Annotated in this window: 2 protein-coding genes (1 of these 2 running past the window's edge); both read left to right on the forward strand. The window is 64.3% G+C overall.

The genetic code is table 11. The features are described from left to right. Complete coding sequence (locus tag IHQ43_RS12055; RefSeq protein WP_192564530.1) at positions 1-16269, forward strand: non-ribosomal peptide synthetase; 16269 nt, start codon at positions 1-3, stop codon at positions 16267-16269. Beyond that, positions 16266-20962: the beginning of a non-ribosomal peptide synthetase gene (locus tag IHQ43_RS12060; protein ID WP_192564531.1), read on the forward strand. It continues 9952 nt past the right edge of the window; only the first 4697 of its 14649 coding nucleotides appear in the window; its start codon is at positions 16266-16268; its stop codon lies beyond the right edge, outside the window. Before IHQ43_RS12055 ends, IHQ43_RS12060 begins: the two co-directional genes overlap by 4 nt.

Here is a 20962-nt window from a genome sequence, read left to right on the forward strand (position 1 = left end):
ATGCAATTTCGCGAGCTGATGGCTGTTATTTCCACCCATGCGATCCGCCTTCAACAGGACGATGAAGACCTGGTCATTCTGGGCAACGACGACGCGCTGGACGACGCGTTGTGGGACAGCCTCGCCAAACACAAGGCGCAGTTGCTGGAGCTGGTGGCGAGCCACGGCGGCGACTGGTCGAGTCCGGCGCTGCGCATTACCCCGGACATGCTGCCGCTGGTGGAACTGGATCAGCCGGCCATCGACTGCATCGTCGCCACCGTGCCGGGCGGCGTGGCGAACGTGCAGGACATCTATCCGCTGGCGCCGTTGCAGGAAGGCATGTTGTATCTGCACCTCGCGGCCGGCGAAGGTGATCTGTATGTGCAACAGGCGCAGTTCACCTTCGACAATCACCAGCGTCTCGATGCGTTTGCCCAGGCGTTGCAATGGGTGATCGACCGTCACGACATTCTGCGCACCTCGTTTGTCTGGGAACGCCTGGACGAGCCGGTGCAAGTGGTCTGGCGCCAGGCGCCGCTGGTCTGCGAAGAGGTGGAAGCCGACACGTCCAAGGACGTGTTCAGTCAGTTGCAGGCGCGCTATGACGCGCGCCACCTGCGCCTCGATCTGCAACAGGCGCCGCTGCTGCGTCTGGTGTACGCCCGGGATCCGGTGCAGGGCCGGATCGTTGCGTTGCTGCTGTTCCATCACATGATCATCGACCACGTGGCGCTGGATGTGGTGCGCCGGGAAATCCAGGCGTGGCTGCAAGGGCAGACCGAGCTGGTGGCGCCGGCGGTGCCGTTTCGCAATCACCTGGCGCGGACGCGCACGGCCCTCGACGAGCAGGCCCACGAAGCGTTCTTCCGCGAGATGCTCGGCGATATCGACGAGCCGACGTTGCCGTGGGGTTTGCAGGATGTTCACGGCGGCGGACAGGATTTCGAAGACGCGCAGCTGACGCTCAGCGACGCACTGAACCTGCGACTGCGCACGCAGGCGCGGCAGCTCGGTGTGAGCGTGGCGAGCCTGATGCACCTGGCGCTGGCGCGGGTATTGGGCCAGTTGTCCGGGCGCACCTCGGTGGTGTTCGGCACGGTGTTGCTTGGGCGGATGGAGGCGGGCGATGGCGGCGAGCAGGCGTTGGGCATGTTCATCAACACCTTGCCGCTGCGGGTCGATGTCGGTGCGCAAAGCGTCTACGACGGCGTGCTCGCCACGCACCGGCGGCTGAGCGCCTTGCTCGCCCATGAACAGGCGTCGCTGGCACTGGCCCAGCGTTGCAGCGCGTTGAATGCCCAGACGCCGTTGTTCAGCGCCATGCTCAACTATCGCCACAGCGCTGTCGGTGACGTTGCCGAGGTGATCGACCTGGCCCCCGGCGTTCGGGTCCTGAGTGGCAAGGAACCAACCAACTATCCGCTGACCCTGAGCGTCGATGACCTGGGCAGTGGTTTCCGGTTGTCCGCCATTGCCCCGAGCGGCATTGGCGCGGAACGGGTTTGCGGTTACGTACAAACCGCACTCGGCGCCTTGCTCGATGCGCTGGAGCAGTCGCCCGAGACGCGGATCAACCAGTTGCCGATTTTGCCGGCGCACGAGCGGCAGCAATTGCTGGTGGGCTTCAATGACAGCCGCGTCGATCTCGATCTGGAGCAGACCGTTCACAGTCTGTTCGAAGCTCAGGTCGAGCGCACGCCGCAGGTTATCGCGCTGCAGTCCGGCGAGCAGTCACTGACGTATGTTGAACTCAATGTACGGGCCAATCGCCTGGCTCACCGATTGCGTGAGCTGGGTGTCGGGCCGGATACGCCGGTGGCGATCTGCGTCGAACGCGGGCCTGAACTGGTGATCGGATTGCTGGGCATTCTCAAGGCTGGCGGCGCTTATGTGCCGCTGGATCCGGCCTACCCGGCGGAACGCCTGAACTACATGCTCAAGGACAGCGCGCCAATAGCGCTGCTGGCGCACGGCGCGACCCGGGCGATGTTCGAGGCGGGCGGCGTGCCATTGCTCGATTTCGATCAGGACCACTGGCAGGACTATCCCGAGCACAATCCTCAGGTGCCGGGCCTGAACGCTTCGAACCTGGCCTACGTGATCTACACCTCCGGCTCCACCGGCACGCCGAAAGGCGTGATGGTCGAGCACCGTGGCCTGGGCAATCTGCTTCATTGGAGTTCGCAGGTGTGCCCGCCCGTGGCGGACGGCGCCCTGTTGCAGAAAACCCCTTACAGTTTCGACGCGTCGGTCTGGGAGCTGTTCTGGCCGCTGACCGCCGGAATGCGTCTGGTGCTGGCGCGCCCCGATGCGCACTTCGAACCGGCGTACTTGACGCAAGTGGTGCGCGAGCAGCGTATCAGCGTGGTTCAATTCGTCCCGGCACTGTTGCAACAATTCCTCGATGTGAAAGACGTCAGCCAATGCACCCGTCTTACGGATGTTTTCTGTGGTGGCGGTGAGCTGACGCCAGAGCTGGCCCGCCAGGTGCGCGAACGTCTGCCGCAGGTGCGTTTGCACAACGTCTACGGCCCGACCGAAACCACCGTCGACAGCACGGTGTGGACGCTGGAGCCATCGATTCCGGTGCCAGAGGCGCTGTTGCCCATCGGCCGGCCCGTCAGCAATACCCGCTTGTACGTTCTCGACGATCAACTGCAACCGCTGCCGCTGGGCGTGGCCGGCGAGCTTTACATCGGCGGGGTACAAGTGGCGCGGGGTTACTTGAACCTTGCGTCGCTCACCGCCGAGCGCTTCCTTGACGATCCATTCAGCGATCAGCCGAACGCGCGGCTTTACCGCACGGGCGACCTTTGCCGCTACCGGGCCGACGGCAACCTTGAATACCTCGGTCGCAATGACGATCAGGTGAAGATTCGTGGCTTGCGTATCGAACTGGGCGAAATCCAGACGCGCCTGCTTCAACTCGACACCGTGCTCGCCGCCGAAGTGCTTGTGCGCGAAGACGTGGCTGGCGATCCACGGCTGGTGGCGTACTACACCGGTGAACCGCTGGAGATCGGCGAACTGCGCGGCCATCTGCTGGAGCAGTTGCCGGATTACATGGTGCCGACGGCGTTCGTCCATCTCGACGCCATGCCCCTGAGCCCCAACGGCAAACTTGATCGCAAGGCCTTGCCGGCCCCGGATCAAAGCGGCCAGTTGTTGCGCGGGTATGAGGCGCCGGTCGGTGATGTGGAATGTCGCATCGCCGGAATCTGGCAGACCCTGTTGAACGTCGAGCAGGTCGGGCGGCATGACAATTTCTTCGAGCTGGGCGGCCATTCCTTGCTGGCCGTGAAGCTGGTCGAGCGCATGCGCCAGCAGGAATTGAGCTGCGACGTGCGGGTCTTGTTCGGTCGGCCAACCGTGGCGGGACTGGCGGCAACCCTGGGCGCGTCGTCCAGTGTTCAGGTGCCGGTCAATCGCATCAGTTCTGACTGTAAATACATCACGCCAGACATGCTGCCCCTCGCCTCGCTGGATCAGGCCGGCATCGACCGGATCGTGGAAAGCGTCCCCGGGGGCGTCGCCAATGTGCAGGACATCTATGCACTGGCGCCGTTACAGGCGGGGATTCTGTATCACCACATGGCGGCAACTGCGGGCGATCCTTACGTGTTGCAGGCGCAGTTCGTGTTTGACGGAATCAAGTCGATCAAGGCGTTCGTGCGCGCCGTCAACGTGGTGATCGCGCGCCACGACATACTGCGTTCCAGTGTGGTCTGGGAAGGTCTCGAAGCGCCGGTGCAAATAGTCTGGCGTGCGGCGCCATTGGCGCTTGAGCGGGTGGATGACGAAGCACTGGAAGGCGACGTGCTGCAACAGATGCAGGCGCGTTTCGACCCGCGTCACTATCGTCTGAATCTCGGCCGCGCACCCATGATGCGCTTCGCCTACACCGAAGACCCGCAGCAAAAGCGCTGGGTCGGCATCCTGCTGATGCATCACCTGATGCTTGATCACACCGCGCTGGAAGTGCTGGTGCGCGAGATGAACAGCGTGCTGCACGGTCACGCCGCCGAACTGGCGGCCCCGGTGCAATACCGCAACTACGTCGCGCAGGCTCGGCTCGGCGCGGATGCCGAAGCGCACGAAGAATTCTTCCGCGACATGCTCGGCGATATCGACGAGCCGACCCTGGCGTTCGGCGTGCAGGACGTGCACGGCGATGGCAGTGCGGTGGTCGACAGCCAGCTCACCCTGGACACCTCGCTGGCCTTGCGTCTGCGCGAGCAGGCGCGGCGGCTCGGCATCAGTGTGGCGAGTCTGGCGCATCAGGCCTGGGCGCAGGTGCTGGCGCAGATTTCCGGCCGGGACGAGGTGGTGTTCGGCACGGTATTGCTGGGCCGGATGCAGGGCGGCGAGGGCGCCGACCGGGCGTTGGGCCTGTTCATCAACACTTTGCCGCTGCGGGTCAGCGTGACCGCCACAGCGGTGCGCGACAGCGTGCTCGCCACCCATGAACGGCTGGCGCAGTTGCTCGCCCATGAACAGGCGTCACTGGCGCTGGCCCAGCGTTGCAGCGGGGTTTCCGGCTCGTTGCCGCTGTTCGGCACGTTGCTCAACTATCGCCACAGCGCACCGCAGGCTGCGGGGCTGACGCTGGATGGCATTGAACTGCTCAGCTCCCGCGAGCGCAGCAACTATCCGCTGGTGGTCAGCGTCGATGACCTTGGCGAAGGCTTGCGTCTGAGTGTGCAAGCGGTGCCGGGCATCGATGGTGCGCGGGTCTGCGAGTACATCAATATTGCCTTCGACAGTCTGGTGCAGGCGCTGGAGCAGACGCCGCAACGGGGCGTCGATCAGTTGTCGATTTTGCCGCCGGATGAGCGTCGGGAGTTGCTCGTCGGGTTCAATGCTACCCAGCGGGATTATCCGTCGGGGTCGACGGTTCATGGTCTGTTTGAACAACAAGTGAAACTGCATCCGCAAGCCGTGGCGGCGGTGCATGGCAACGCGGCGTTGACCTATGAAGAGCTGAATCAACGGGCCAATCGCCTGGCCCATCACCTGATCGGGCAGGGCGTGCAACCGGGCGACCACGTGGCGATCCTGCTGCCGCGCTCGCTGGATCTGCTGGTCGCGCAGCTGGCCATCGGCAAGTGTGCGGCGGCTTATGTGCCGCTGGACATCAACGCCCCGGCTGAGCGTCAGGCGTTCATGGTTGAGGACAGCTCGGCGAAAGCGCTGTTGACCTTCAGCACTGAAACGGTTGATTACGCGGTGCGCCGGATCGATCTGGATGCACTGGCGTTGGACGCGCAACCGGTCCACAACCCAGACTTGCCGCAGTCCTCCGAATCCGTGGCCTACATCATGTACACCTCCGGTTCCACTGGCACGCCGAAAGGGGTGATGGTGCCGCACCGGGCGATCGGCCGGTTGGTAATCAACAACGGCTATGCGGATTTCAACCCACAGGATCGCGTGGCATTTGCCTCCAACCCGGCGTTTGACGCCAGCACCATGGACGTCTGGGGCCCGTTGCTCAATGGCGGACGCGTGGTGGTGATCGATCATGCGACCTTGCTCGATCCACACGCTTTCGGGCAGGAATTGGCGGCCTCTGGCGTCACGATCCTGTTCGTCACTACCGCGCTGTTCAACCAATACGTGCAACTGATTCCCGAAGTCCTCAAAGGTTTACGCATTGTGTTGTGCGGCGGCGAACGCGCCGATCCGGCCGCCTTCCGACGCTTGCTCGCCGAGGCGCCAAACCTGCGCATCGTGCACTGCTACGGCCCGACCGAAACCACCACCTACGCCACAACCTTTGAAGTCCGAGAAGTGGCGGAGGCCGCCGACAGCGTGCCAATCGGCGGCCCGATCTCCAACACTCAGGTCTACGTGCTCGACGCTCGTCAGCAACCCGTACCGATGGGTGTCACCGGCGAGCTGTACATCGGCGGCCAAGGCGTGGCGCTTGGCTATCTGAATCGCCCGGACCTGACTGCCGAGAAGTTCCTGCAAGACCCGTTCAGCGAGCAACCGGGCGCGTTGCTGTACCGCACTGGTGACCTCGCACGCTGGCTGGCACCGGGACAACTGGAATGCATCGGTCGCAACGACGATCAGGTGAAAATCCGTGGCTTCCGCATCGAACTGGGGGAAATAGAAAACCGCCTGCTCAACTGCGAAGGTGTGAAGGAGGCCATCGTGCTGGCCCGTCAGGACGGCCAGGAGCCGCTGCGCCTCGTGGCCTACTTCACCGCCGAAGAGAGCATCGACAGCGCCAGTTTGCGCAGTCAGTTGCAAGCGCGCTTGCCGGAATACATGGTGCCCTCGGCCTGGGTGCAACTCGACGCATTGCCGTTGAACAACAACGGCAAGATCGACCGCAAAGCCTTGCCGCTGCCGGATCCGAGCGCCTGGCTCAGCCGCGAATACGAAGCTCCGCAAGGCCCTGTGGAAACCGCGCTGGCGCAGATCTGGGCAGATGTCCTGAAACTGGACAAAGTCGGTCGCCACGACAACTTCTTCGAACTGGGCGGCCATTCGCTGCTGGCGGTGAGCCTGATCGAGCGGCTGCGCCGGATCGGCCTGAGCACCGACGTGCGTGTGCTCTTCAGTCAACCAACCCTGGCCGCATTGGCAGCAGCGGTGGGCAGCGGTCGCGAAGTCGAAGTGCCCGCCAACCGCATTCCTGCTGATTGCACCCACATCACCCCGGACCTGCTGAGCCTGACCGAGCTGGATCAGGCCGGCATCGACCGGATCGTCGCCTGCGTGCCGGGCGGTGCTGCCAATGTGCAGGAAATCTACCCGCTGGCGCCGTTGCAGGAAGGCATCCTTTATCACCACTTGAGCGCGGAACAGGGCGACCCGTATCTGCTGCAATCGCGGCTGGCCTTCGACAGTGTCGAGCGCCTGCGCACCTTCACCGACACCTTGCAGCAGGTCATCGCACGCCACGACATCCTGCGCACCAGCGTTGTCCACGAAGGCCTGGCGATTCCTCATCAAGTGGTGTGGCGCCACGCCGAACTGGTGGTGCAGCACGTAACGCTGGACCCTGCGCAGGGCGACATCCTCGAGCAGTTGCACGAGCGTTTCGATGCCCGTCACTACCGCCTCGACATCAGCCAGGGGCCGCTGCTGCGCATGGTGTATGCCGAAGATCCGAAGCAGCAGCGCGTGGTGGCGATCCTGCTGTCTCATCACCTGATCCTCGATCACACCGCACTGGAAGTGATCGTCGATGAAATGCGCGGTGTGATGTTCGGTGAGGTCGACCACCTCTCGGCGCCGATTCCCTATCGCAATTACGTGGCCCAGGCACGCCTGGGGCTCAGCGAACATGAGCACGAAACGTTCTTCCGCGAAATGTTCGGCGACATCGATGAGCCGACGCTGCCGCTGGGTCTGCGGGATGTGCAGGGCGACGGTCACGGCGTAGAGGAAGCGCTGCAACCGGTGGCTGCCGAACTCAATCTGCGCTTGCGTGAACAGGCGCGGCAACTGGGCGTGAGCGCGGCCAGCCTGATGCACCTGGCCTGGGCCCAAGTGCTGGGCGTGCTTTCGAACCGCCGCGATGTGGTGTTCGGCACGGTGATGATGGGGCGGATGCAGGGTGGCGATGGCGCCGACCGGGCGCTGGGGGTGTTCATCAACACCTTGCCGCTGCGCATCGATATCGGCGCCGGTGCGCGCGACGGGGTAAAGGCGACCCACGCACGGCTGACGGCATTGCTCGGGCATGAACATGCTTCGCTCGCACTGGCCCAGCGTTGCAGTGGTGTCGCCGCGTCGTCGCCGCTGTTCAGTGCCTTGTTCAACTACCGTCATAGCGCCCCTGCGCAGCCGTCGCAAAACGGGCAGGGCATCTGGGAGGGCGTGCAAAAACTCGGCGGTGAAGAGCGCACCAACTACCCGTTGACCTTGAGCGTGGACGATCTGGGCGAAGGCTTTGCCTTATCGGTGCTGGCGGTCAGCCAGATCGGCGCGCAGCGGATTTGCAGTTACATGCACACCGCGCTGGAGCAACTGGTGCAGGCGCTGGAGCAAACACCGCAAAAGCCGCTGAACCGCTTGCCGATCCTTTCGACTGCGGAGCTGGAACGTCTGGTCGACGGCTTCAATCCACCGGTTACGGCCTATTCCCGTGGCGCGACGATTCACGCACTGGTCGAGGCGCAGGCCGAGCGCAACCCGAATGCCCTCGCGGTGATTCAAGGTGCGCAACAGCTGACCTACGGGCAGCTCAATCAGCGCGCCAACCGACTGGCCCATCACCTGATCGGCCTCGGCGTGCAACCGGACGACCGCGTCGCGCTCTGCTTGCGCCGTGGCCCGCAGATGCTGGTCGGCCTGCTGGCGATTCTCAAGGCCGGCGCCGGTTATGTGCCGGTGGATCCGGCGCACCCGGCGGAGCGCATCGCCTACCTGTTGCAGGACAGCGATCCGGTGGCCGTACTGGCCCAGGCGTCGACCCGGGATCTGCCGGGCATGATGCCGGTGATCGATCTGGACAGTGACGCCTGGCGGCACCTGCCCGACAGCAATCCACAACTGCCGTACCTGACTCCGGCGCACCTGGCGTACGTGATCTACACCTCGGGATCCACCGGCCAGCCGAAAGGCGTGATGGTCGAGCACGCGACCCTGGAAAACCTCGTGCACTGGCACGCCGAAGCCTTTGACCTGCACGCCGGCAGCCACACCGCCAGCGTGGCCGGTTTCGGTTTCGATGCGATGGCCTGGGAAGTCTGGCCGGCGCTGTGCGTCGGCGCGACGTTGCACTTGCCACCGGAATCGGTGAGCAATGAGCATCTGGACGAACTGCTCGACTGGTGGCGAGCGCAGCCGTTGCAAGTCAGCTTCCTGCCGACTCCGGTGGCCGAATATGCGTTCAGCCGCGAGCTGCAACACCCGACCCTGCGCACCTTGCTGATCGGCGGCGACAAGCTGCGCCAGTTCAATCGGGAACAGACTTTCGCGGTGATCAACAACTACGGCCCGACCGAGGCTACGGTGGTCGCCACCTCGGGTCCGGTCGAAGTCGGCCAGCCGCTGCACATCGGTCGGCCGATGGCCAACGCCCGAATCTATCTGCTCGATGACCAGCAACGTCCGGTGCCCGTGGGTGTGACGGGTGAGTTGTACGTCGCCGGCGCTGGGGTGGCGCGGGGTTATCTGAACCGTCCCGATCTGACCGCCGAACGCTTTCTTACTGATCCGTTCAGCGATCAGCCGCAGGCGCGGATGTACTGCACCGGCGACCTCGCACGCTGGTTGGCAGACGGCAGCATCGAATACCTGGGCCGCAACGACGATCAGGTGAAACTGCGCGGCGTGCGCGTTGAACTGGGGGAGATCGAAGCGGCGCTGGCCAGCCATCCGGCGGTGCAGGACGCGGTGGCACTGGTGCGCGACGGGCAGTTGCTGGTGTGGTTCACCGAACGGGCACCGGCCGATATCGAAGCCCTGCGTAATCATCTGCAAACCCGATTGCCGCAAGCCTTGATCCCGGCGGCGTATGTGCGACTCGACGGCTTGCCGCTGACCGCCAACGGCAAACTCGACCGCAAGGCCTTGCCGGATCCGGATCAAAACGCCTGGCTCAGCCGTGAATATGCAGCGCCGCAAGGCCCGGTGGAAACCGCGCTGGCGCAGATCTGGGCCGATATCCTGAAACTGGAGCAGGTCGGACGCCACGACAATTTCTTCGAACTGGGCGGCCACTCGCTGCTGGCAGTCACCCTGATCGAACGTCTGCGCCAGATCGGCTTGAACACCGATGTGCGCGTGCTGTTCAGCCAGCCAACGCTGGCTGCACTGGCCGAAACGGTAGGCAGCGGTCGCGAGATCGAAGTGCCGGCCAATCGCATTCCTGCTGATTGCACCCACATCACCCCGGATCTGTTGAGCCTGGCCGACCTGGATCAGGCGAGCATCGACCGGATCGTTGCCACAGTGCCCGGCGGCGCCGCCAACGTGCAGGACATTTATCCGCTGGCGCCGTTGCAGGAAGGCATTCTTTATCACCACTTGAGCGCGGAGCAGGGCGATCCGTACCTGCTGCAATCGCGACTGGCCTTCGACAGCATCGAGCGTGTGGAAGCGTTCGCGGCCGCGCTGCGTCAGGTCATTGCCCGTCACGATATCCTGCGTACGGCGGTGATCTGGCAGAAACTGGCCGAGCCAATGCAAGTGGTGTGGCGTCATGCAGACCTGCCGGTGCAGGAGATCGTGCTCGACCCGAAGGATGGCGACATCCTCGAGCAGTTGCACGAGCGTTTCGATGCCCGGCACTACCGCCTCGACATCAGCCAGGCACCGTTGCTGCGTCTGGTGTATGCCCGTGATCCGGCCCACGAACGGGTGGTTGCGATGTTGCTGTTCCACCATGTCGTGATGGATCACACCGCGCTGGACGTGGTGCAGCACGAAATGCTCGCCTGCCTGCAAGGACGCGCAGCCTCGCTGGGCGCCGCCGTGCCTTACCGCAACTACGTGGCGCAGGCACGGCTGGGTGTCAGCGAGCAGGAGCACGAAGCGTTCTTCCGCGACATGCTCGGCGACATCGATGAGCCGACCCTGCCGTTCGGCTTGCAGGATGTGCAGGGAGACGGTCGTGACATCGAGGAAACGCAACAGGCCCTGACTACGGCAACCAGTCAGCGTCTGCGCAGCCTCGCGCGGCAACTGGGCATCAGCGTGGCCAGCCTGTTCCACCTCGCGTGGGCGCAGGTGCTGGCGGCGACGTCGGGGCAAGAACAGGTGGTGTTCGGTACGGTGCTGATGGGCCGGATGCAGGGCGGCGAGGGGGCCGACCGGGCGTTGGGGATGTTCATCAACACCTTGCCGCTGCGGGTCGATCTGGGGGCAACCCCGGTGCGCGAAGGGGCTCGGGCGACGCATGCGCGGCTCAGTGCGCTGCTCGGGCATGAGCACGCGTCACTGGCGCTGGCACAGCGTTGCAGCGGCGTGGCCGCGCCGTCACCGCTGTTCAGTTCGATGCTCAACTACCGGCACAGCGCCGACGAGGCGCAACAGCACAACCTGCGTCAGGCCTGGCAAGGCATCGAGACCCTGAGCAGTGAAGAGCGCACCAACTATCCGCTGAGCCTGGGCGTCGATGATCTGGGCAACGGTTTTGTGCTCACCGCCATGACCCCGGCGAGCATCGGTTCGCAGCGCATCTGCGACTTCATGCAGACGGCGCTGGAGACACTGGCGGATGCTCTGGAGCAGGCACCGCATCAGCCGCTGAACCGATTGCCGATCCTTGACGGCGCAGAACGTCAGCAGGTGCTGTACGACCTCAACGTCACCGACACCGTAGACGATCTGGAGCAAACCGTTCACGGTCTGTTCGAGGCGCAAGTACAACGCACGCCGCAAGCCGTTGCTTTGCAGGCCGGTGAACAGCGGCTGACCTATGCCGAGCTCAACGCTCAGGCCAACCGTCTGGCCCATCACCTGCGCGAACTGGGCGTGGGGCCGGATTCGCGGGTGGCGATCTGTGTCGAGCGCGGGCTGGAGCTGATGATCGGTCTGCTTGGCATTCTCAAGGCTGGCGGCGCCTATGTGCCGCTGGACCCGGCGTATCCGGCGGAGCGTCTGGATTACATGCTCCAGGACAGCGCGCCGGTAGCGGTGCTGGTGCACGGTGCGACGCGTGAGTTGCTGGGTGAGAGCACTGCATTGGTGATCGACCTGGATCAGGATCACTGGACATTCAATCCGGACGACAACCTTCAAGTGCCGAACCTGAGCGCTTCGAACCTGGCCTACGTGATCTACACCTCCGGTTCGACCGGTGCGCCTAAAGGTGTGATGGTCGAGCATCGCGGCGTCGGCAATTTGCTGCACTGGAGTTCGCAGCTGTGTCCCGCCGTGACAGACGGCGCCCTGTTGCAGAAAACGCCGTTCAGTTTCGATGCCTCGGTCTGGGAGCTGTTCTGGCCTCTGAGCGCCGGGCTGCGTCTGGTGCTGGCGCGTCCTGACGGGCACCGCGAACCGGCGTATCTGGCGCAGGTGATTCGTGAGCAGCGGATCAGCGTGATCCAGTTTGTGCCCGTGCTGTTGCAACAGTTCCTCGAGCAAAACGATGTCAGCCAGTGCAGCAGTCTCACCGATGTGTTCTGTGGCGGCGGTGACCTGACGCCGGCGCTGGCTCGCCTTGCGCGTGAGCGTTTGCCACAAGTGCGCTTGCACAACGTTTACGGCCCGACCGAAGCCACGGTCGACAGCACGGTGTGGACGCTGGAACCGTCGATGCCGGTGCCGGACAGTGCTTTGCCGATCGGGCGGCCGATCAACAACACCCGTCTGTATGTACTCGACCCCGCCGAGCGACCGGTGCCGATGGGTGTGATCGGTCAGTTGTTCATTGGCGGTGCCGGGGTTGCGCGTGGCTACCTGGGATTGCCGCAGTTGATGGCCGAACGGTTTATCCCGAGCCCGTTCGTGGCCGGCGACCGGTTGTATGCCACGGGCGACCTGGTGCGCTACCGCGCCGATGGCCAGCTCGAATTCATCGGGCGCAACGACTTCCAGGTCAAGCTGCGTGGCCTGCGCCTGGAACCGGGTGAAATCGAAGCGCAACTGTTGAGCCATCCGGCGTTGCGTGAAGCTGTGGTGCTGGTGCGTGAGGAGCGTCTGGTGGCGTACGTCACTTGGCACGCCGAGGCCGGGCAACCGGGGATCGAGGCGTTGCGCGAACACTTGCTCGCGGGCTTGCCGGACTACATGGTGCCGTCGGCATTCGTCGCGCTCGACAATCTGCCGCTGAGCCCCAACGGCAAGGTGGATCGCAAGGCGCTGCCGGCCCCCGGTGCCGAGTCGGTGCTGGTGCGTGAATACGAGTCGCCAGTCGGCGAGACCGAAATCGCCCTGGCCCGACTGTGGGCCGAGGTGCTGAAGGTCGAGCGGGTCGGACGTCACGATCACTTCTTTGAACTGGGCGGGCACTCGCTGCTGGCGGTGAGCCTGATCGAACGCATGCGTCAGATCGGCCTGAGCACCGACGTGCGTGTGCTGTTCAGTCAGCCGACCCTGGCCGCACTGGCCGCCGCCGTGGGCAGCGGGCGTGAAATCGAGGTGCCGGCCAATCGCATCGCGACCGGTTGCACTCGCATCACCCCGGACATGCTGACGCTGGTCACGCTGGATCAGGCCGCTATCGAGCGCGTGGTGTCCAGCGTGCCGGGCGGCGCCGCGAACGTGCAGGATATTTATCCGTTGGCGCCGTTGCAGGAAGGCATTCTTTACCACCACTTGAGTGCGGGAGAAGGCGATCCCTACCTGCTGCAATCGCGTATCGCGTTCGACAGCCTTGAACGTCTGCAGCGTTTCCGTGCGGCGTTGCAGCACGTCATTGACCGCCATGACGTGCTGCGCACGGGCGTGGTGTGGGAAGGTTTGAGCGTGCCGGTGCAGGTCGTGTGGCGTCGGGCTGAACTGGTGGTGCAGGAGGTCATGCTCGAAGCTGCGGCTGGCGACATTCTTGAGCAGCTGCATGCCCGATTCGATGCCCGGCATTACCGCCTCGACATCGCTCAGGCGCCGTTGCTGCGGTTGGTGTACGCCCGCGATCCGGCCCATGGCCGGGTGGTGGCGATGCTGCTGTTCCATCACATCGTGCTCGACCACACCGCGCTGGAAGTGGTGCGCCACGAAATGCAGGCATACCTGCGTGGAGCCGACGAGCCGTTGCCGGCGGCGGTGCCGTACCGCAATTACGTGGCGCAGGCGCGTCTGGGCGTCACGGAGCAGGAGCATGAGGCGTTTTTCCACGACATGCTCAGCGACATCGACGAGCCGACCCTGCCGTTCAGCCTGCGCGATGTGCGCGGCGACGGACGCGGCATCGAGGAAGTGCAGCAGGCGCTCGACAACGGCCTGAACCTGCGTCTGCGCAGTCAGGCGCGGAAGTTGGGCATCAGCGTGGCCAGCCTGTTTCACCTTGCGTGGGCACAGGTACTGGCGGCGGCCTCCGGGCAGGACAACGTGGTGTTCGGCACCGTGCTGATGGGCCGGATGCAGGGTGGCCAGGGCGCCGACCGTGCGCTGGGCATGTTCATCAACACCTTGCCGTTGCGGGTCGATCTGGGCGAGACCCCGGTGCGTGAAGCGGTCAAGGCGACGCATCAGCGTCTCACCGCGTTGCTGGGGCACGAACACGCTTCGCTGGCACTGGCCCAGCGTTGCAGCGGGATCGCGGCACCGTCGCCGTTGTTCAGCGCGATGCTCAACTATCGGCACAGCCACGGCGCAGAGCATTCGGACAGCGTGGTTCAGGCCTGGCAAGGCATCGAGACCCTGAGCAGTGAAGAGCGCACCAACTACCCGCTGAGCCTGAACGTCGATGACCTGGGCAACGGTTTCTCGTTGATTGCCATGGTGCCGGCGGACATTGGCGCGCAGCGGATTTGCGGTTACATGCAAATGGCGTTGACGGCGTTGGTCGAGGCGCTGGAGCAGGCACCGACGCGGGCAATGAATCGTATGCCGATTCTTGAGGGGGGTGAGCGGCAGCGGTTGTTGTTCGATTTCAACGCTACTGAAATCGGCTATGACCTTCAGCAGAGCATTCACGGTCTGTTCGAGGCGCAGGTGTTGCGCACCCCGCAGGCTGTGGCGGTGCTTTCCGGCGAACAACGACTGAGTTATGCCGAGCTGAACGCTCGAGCCAACCGTTTGGTGCATCACTTGCGCGGACTGGGCGTTGGCCCGGATGCGCGGGTGGCGATCTGCGTCGAGCGCGGGCTGGAAATGGTGGTCGGGTTGTTGGCCATTCTGAAGGCCGGCGGCGGTTATGTGCCGCTGGATCCGGCGTATCCGCTGGAGCGTCTGGCGTACATGCTGGAGGACAGCGCGCCGTCGGCGGTGTTGGTGCAGGGTTCGACTCGCGCCTTGCTGGGTGAGTTCGCGGTGCCGGTGGTCGATCTGGATCACGACACCTGGCAATCGTTGTCGGCGGATAACCCTTCGGTCGATGGACTGACCCCGCAACACACGGCCTACGTGATTTACACCTCGGGCTCGACTGGGCAGCCGAAGGGCGTAATCAACGAGCACAGTGGAGTGGTCAACCGCTTGCTGTGGATGCAGGACGCTTATCGCCTTGGCTTCGAAGATGCTGTGCTGCAAAAGACTCCGTTCAGCTTCGACGTCTCGGTCTGGGAGTTCTTCTGGCCGCTGATGACCGGCGCGCGACTGGTCATGGCCCGTCCGGGCGGGCACAAGGATCCGCTGTACCTGAGCGAAGTGATCGAGCGCGAACGCATCACCACGCTGCACTTCGTGCCATCGATGCTCGATGTGTTCCTCGCCCATGGCGAGACCGCGCGTTGCATCGGTTTACGTCAGGTGATGTGCAGCGGTGAGGCGTTGCCGGGCAGTCTGGTGCGGCGCTTCAAGCAGCAATTGCCGGGCACCGGCTTGCATAACCTGTACGGCCCGACCGAAGCGGCAGTGGACGTTACGGCCTGGGATTGCGCCGGGCCAATCGACACCACCCCGGACAACACGCCCATTGGCAAACCGATCGCCAACACTCGGATGTACATCCTCGACACCCAGCAACAACCGGTGCCGCAGGGCGTGGTCGGCGAGCTGTACATCGGCGGCGTGCAGGTGGCTCGCGGTTACTTGAATCGCCCTGAATTGAGCGCCGAGCGTTTCCTCAACGATCCATTCCAGCCCAATGGCCGCATGTACCGCACCGGCGACGTCGCCCGCTATCTGGCGGACGGCAACATCGAATACCTGGGCCGCAACGACGACCAAGTGAAGATCCGCGGCCTGCGTATCGAACTCGGTGAAATCCAGTCCCGCCTGACCGACATCGGCGGCGTGCAGGAAGCGGCGGTATTGGCCCGTGAAGACGTGCCGGGGGATAAACGTCTGATCGCCTATTACACCGGCGCCCGGCTGGACATCGACGTGCTGCGCGGTCACCTGCTGGAGCACCTGCCGGATTACATGGTGCCGGCGGTGTTCATGCACCTCGATGCTCTGCCGCTCAGTCCGAACGGCAAGCTCGACCGCAAGGCGTTGCCGGTGCCGGATCAGGCCTCGGTGATCACTCGCGAATACGAAGCCCCGGTCGGCGAGGTGGAAATTCTCCTCGCAGGCCTCTGGGCCGAACTGCTCAACGTGGAGCGAGTAGGGCGCCACGACAACTTTTTTGAACTGGGCGGGCACTCATTGCTGGCGGTCAGTCTGATCGGCCGGTTACGTCAGGAAGGCATGGAAGCCGAAGTCAGGGCGTTGTTCGAACAACCGACCCTGGCCGGTTACGCCGCAATTACGGAAAGAATGGAGATCGTCCTGTGAACGTGATCGAACTGTTGGCAACACTCAAGGCTAAAGACATCCAGTTGGCGGTCACCGACGACCAGTTGCGCGTACAGGGCAACAAACAGGCGCTGAGCGATCCGGCGGTGCTGGCGCTGTTGCGCGAGCACAAACCAGCGCTGATCGAGTTGATCAAGGCCGGGCAATATTCAGCGACCAAGAGCGGCCAGATCGAGGTGCCGGCCAATGGCATTGCACCCGGCACCACGCGCATCACCCCGGCGATGCTGACCCTGGCCGAACTCGATCAAACAACCATCGACCGTCTGGTCGCGGAGGTGCCGGGTGGTGCCGCCAATGTGCAGGACATCTACCCGCTGGCGCCGTTGCAGGAAGGCATTCTTTACCACCACGTCAGCGCAACACAGGGCGATCCGTACGTGATGCAGGCGCATTTCGCCTTTGCCGATCGTGGGCGCTTGAATGACTTCGTTCAGGCTTTGCAGGCCGTGATCGATCGCCACGATATCCTCCGTACGGCGGTGGTCTGGGAGGGGCTGGATACGCCGCAGCAAGTGGTCTGGCGTGAGGCCGAATTGCCGGTGGAAGAGATCGATGCCCAAGGCGATGCGCTGGCGTACTTGCACGAGCGTTTCGACGCCCGGGAATTCCGCATGGATGTGGGCCGGGCACCGATGATGCGTCTGGCCCATGCCTGGGACGAAGCCGGACAACGGGTGGTCGCGACGCTGCTGTTCCATCACATGGCGCTGGATCACTCGGCGCTCGACGTGGTGCGCCATGAGATGCGCGCGTTCCTCACGGGGCAGGGCAATCTGCTGGGGCGGCCGGTCGCGTTCCGTGATTACGTGGCGCAAGCACGGCTGGGTGTCAGCGAAGCCGAGCACGAAGCGTTCTTCCGCGACATGCTCGGTGATATCGACGAGCCGACCTTGCCGTTCGGTTTGCAGGATGTGCAGGGCGACGGCCACGGCATCACCGAACTGAGCGTGCCGGTGGAAGCAGCATTGGGCCAACGCCTGCGGGGGCAGGCGCGGCAGCTCGGGGTGAGTGCGGCCAGCCTCTTTCATCTGGCCTGGGCACAGGTGCTGGCCACGCTTGCCGGCAAGCAACGTGTGGTGTTCGGCACAGTGTTGATGGGTCGTCTGCAAGGCGCCGAAGCCACCGACCGGGCGCTGGGCATTTTTATCAACACTTTGCCGGTGCGGGTCGATGTCGACACCCAGAGCGTACGCAGCGCCGTGCAGGCGACCCACGCGCGCCTGACCACCTTGATGCGCCATGAGCACGCGCCGCTGGCGCTGGCCCAGCGTTGCAGCAGCGTGGCCGCACCGACGCCGCTGTTCAGCGCTTTGCTCAATTACCGCCACAGCCATGGCGCCGGGTCGGCCAGCGCGCAAACCCTGTCGGCGTGGGAGGGCATCACCACCCTGCATTCGGAAGAACGCACCAATTATCCGCTGACCCTGAGTATCGATGACCTGGGTGACACCTTCAGCCTGACCTTGCTCGCCACCACTGAGGTCGATCCGCAGCGGGTGTGCGATTACATGCTCGGTGCCCTGAACGGCCTGGTGTCCGCGCTGGAACAGACGCCGGATTCGCCGATCAGCCAGGTGCCGATCCTGCCGGACGCGGAGCGCGAGCAGATCCTGCGCGGCTTCAATGCGACCCAGGCCGACTATCCGCAAGGGCTGACGATTCACCAACGTTTCGAAGTGCAAGTCACCGAGCGGCCGGAAGCGGTGGCGGCGGTGTTCCTTGGTGAGCAAGTTACCTACGCCGAACTGAACCTGCACGCCAACGCCCTGGCTCACCACCTGATCAACCTCGGCGTTCGCCCCGATGATCGCGTGGCCATCGTCGCCCGTCGAGGGCTGGATACGCTGGCGGGTTTGCTGGCGATTCTCAAGGCCGGGGCCGGTTACGTGCCGGTCGACCCGGCGCATCCGTCCGAGCGCCTGAGCTACTTGCTCAGCGACAGCGCCCCGGTGGTGGTGCTGACCCAGAGCGATCTGCGCGATCGGCTGCCGACGCTGGACGTCCCGGTGATTGACCTCGACCGCCGCACCTGGCCACTGAGCCTGGCCCTCGACCCGCAGGTGCCGGGCTTGACCACCGAGCATCTGGCCTACGTGATCTACACCTCAGGCTCGACCGGTCTGCCCAAGGGCGTGATGGTCGAACACCGCACTCTGTCCAACCTCGTCGGCTGGCATTGTGGCGCGTTCGATCTGTGCGCCGGCCGCCACACTTCAAGCCTTGCCGGCTTCGGCTTCGACGCCATGGCCTGGGAAGTCTGGCCGGCCCTGTGTGCCGGCGCGACCCTGCACCTGGCGCCGGCCCGCGACGGCAACGAAGACATCGACGCCTTGCTCGACTGGTGGCGCGCGCAGCCGCTGGACGTGAGCTTCCTGCCGACTCCGGTGGCCGAATACGCTTTCAGTCAAAACCTCGAACACCCGACCTTGCGCACACTGTTGATTGGCGGGGATCGCCTGCGGCAGTTCAGCCGTCACCAGCATTTCGATGTGATCAACAACTACGGCCCGACCGAAGCCACGGTGGTGGCGACCTCGGGCAGGGTCGACGCCGGGCAGGCGCTGCACATCGGTCGGCCGGTGAGCAATGCCACGGTCTACCTGCTGGATGAGCAGCTACGCCCGGTGCCCATCGGCGTGGCGGGGGAGTTGTATGTCGGTGGCGCCGGGGTTGCCCGTGGTTATCTGAACCGTCCCGAGCTGACGGCCGAACGGTTTCTCGACGATCCATTCAACAGCGGGCGTATGTACCGCACCGGTGACCTCGCACGTTGGCAAAGCGACGGCACTCTCGAATACCTGGGACGCAACGACGATCAGGTGAAGATTCGCGGCGTGCGCATCGAGCTGGGCGAGATTGAAACCCGTCTCAACCAGCTCCCCGGTATTCAGGAAGCGGTATTGCTGGCCCGTGAAGACGAACCCGGCCAGCCGCGCCTCGTCGCCTATTACACCGAACAGGCTCAGGTCGAACCGCAACCGGTGGCTGAGTTGCGCGCGTGCCTGCTGGCGCAGTTGCCCGAGTACATGGTGCCGACGGCGTTCGTGCGGCTGGATGCGTTGCCGCTGACTGCCAATGGCAAGGTCGACCGCAAGGCCTTGCCGGCGCCGAATCGCGCGGCGCTGTTCACTCGCGAGTACGAAGCACCGCACGGCGAACTGGAAACCGCGTTGGCACGGATCTGGGGCGAAGTGCTGCAGGTCGAGCGGGTCGGGCGCCGAGACCACTTCTTCGAACTGGGGGGGCATTCGCTGCTGGCGATGCGCATGGTGTCCCAGGTTCGCCAACGCCTGGGCGTTGAACTGGCCCTGAGTGAGCTGTTCGCCAATGCCGAACTGGCGGCGGTCGCCGAGGTGCTGGCCCAGGCCGGGCGCAGCTCGCAACCGGCGATGGTTCCAGTGCCTCGCGACGGTTCGCTGCCGCTGTCGTTCGCCCAGCAACGGCTGTGGTTTCTGGCGCGGATGGAAGGCGTCAACACGGCCTACAACATTCCGCTGGGCCTGCGCCTGCGCGGTGATCTCGACGAGGCGGCGCTGCAACGGGCACTGGCGCGGATCATCGACCGCCACGAAACCCTGCGCAGCCGTTTTGTCCCGCACAACGACGATGTGCAGGTGACGATCGCGGCGCTCGACGACGCGGTGCTGCTGCGGGTCGAAGATCTGCGTCAGCATCCACACGCCGACGAAGCCTTGCAGGCGTTGATCCGTGAACAGGCCTCGACCCCGTTCGATCTGCAGCACGATCCTTTGATTCGCGGGCGACTGGTGCGGTTGGCCGACGATCACCATGTGTTGCTATTGACCCTGCACCACATCATCTCCGATGGCTGGTCGATGGGCGTGCTGACCCGTGAACTGATGGCGCTGTATCAGGCGTTCAGCCAGGGCGAAGCCGATCCGCTGCCACCACTGGCGCTGCAATATGCCGACTACGCGATCTGGCAACGCCGCTGGTTGAGCGGCGAAGTGCTGCAACGGCAGAGCGATTACTGGCAGCAGAATCTGGCCGGGGCCCCGACCTTGCTGGTGCTGCCGACCGATCGTCCGCGTCCGGCGCAACAGGATTACACCGGCGCCAGCGTCGAGTTCCGGCTGGACGAGCCACTGAGCGCCGGGCTCAAGGCGCTGAGCCAGCGGCACGGCGTGACGATGTACATGACGATGGTGAGCGCCTGGGCGCTGTTGCTCGGTCGCTTGTCCGGCCTGTCGGACGTGGTGATCGGCTCGCCGATTGCCAACCGTGGCCGGGCGGAAATCGAAGGGTTGATCGGGTTGTTCATCAATACCCTGGCCCTGCGCATCGACACGTCCGGCGGGCTCAGCGTCGAGGCGCTGCTGGCGCGGGTCAAGGCGTGCACGCTTGAGGCGCAGGCCCATCAAGACCTGCCCTTCGAGCAGGTGGTGGAAGTCACCCGGCCGGCGCGCAGCCTGTCCCACAGCCCGTTGTTCCAGAACACCTTGAGCTGGGAAAACAGCGTCGGACCGGCGCTGGCGCTGGGTGAGCTGGCGCTGGAAAGCGTGGCTGGCCCGACCCGTTTCGCCAAGTTCGACCTGTCGCTGACCCTGGGCGAAACCCGCGAGGGCATTCGCGGCGTGCTGGAATACGCCACGGCGTTGTTCGATGAGTCGACCATCCAGCGTTACGCCGGCTACTTCGAGCAGTTGCT

Source organism: Pseudomonas gozinkensis, from assembly GCF_014863585.1.
Lineage (GTDB): Bacteria > Pseudomonadota > Gammaproteobacteria > Pseudomonadales > Pseudomonadaceae > Aquipseudomonas > Aquipseudomonas gozinkensis.

Coding starts and splice junctions, on each gene's coding strand:
- IHQ43_RS12055 (WP_192564530.1), top strand. CDS start 1: ATGCAATTTCGCGAGCTGATGGCTGTTATTTCCACCCATGCGATCCGC.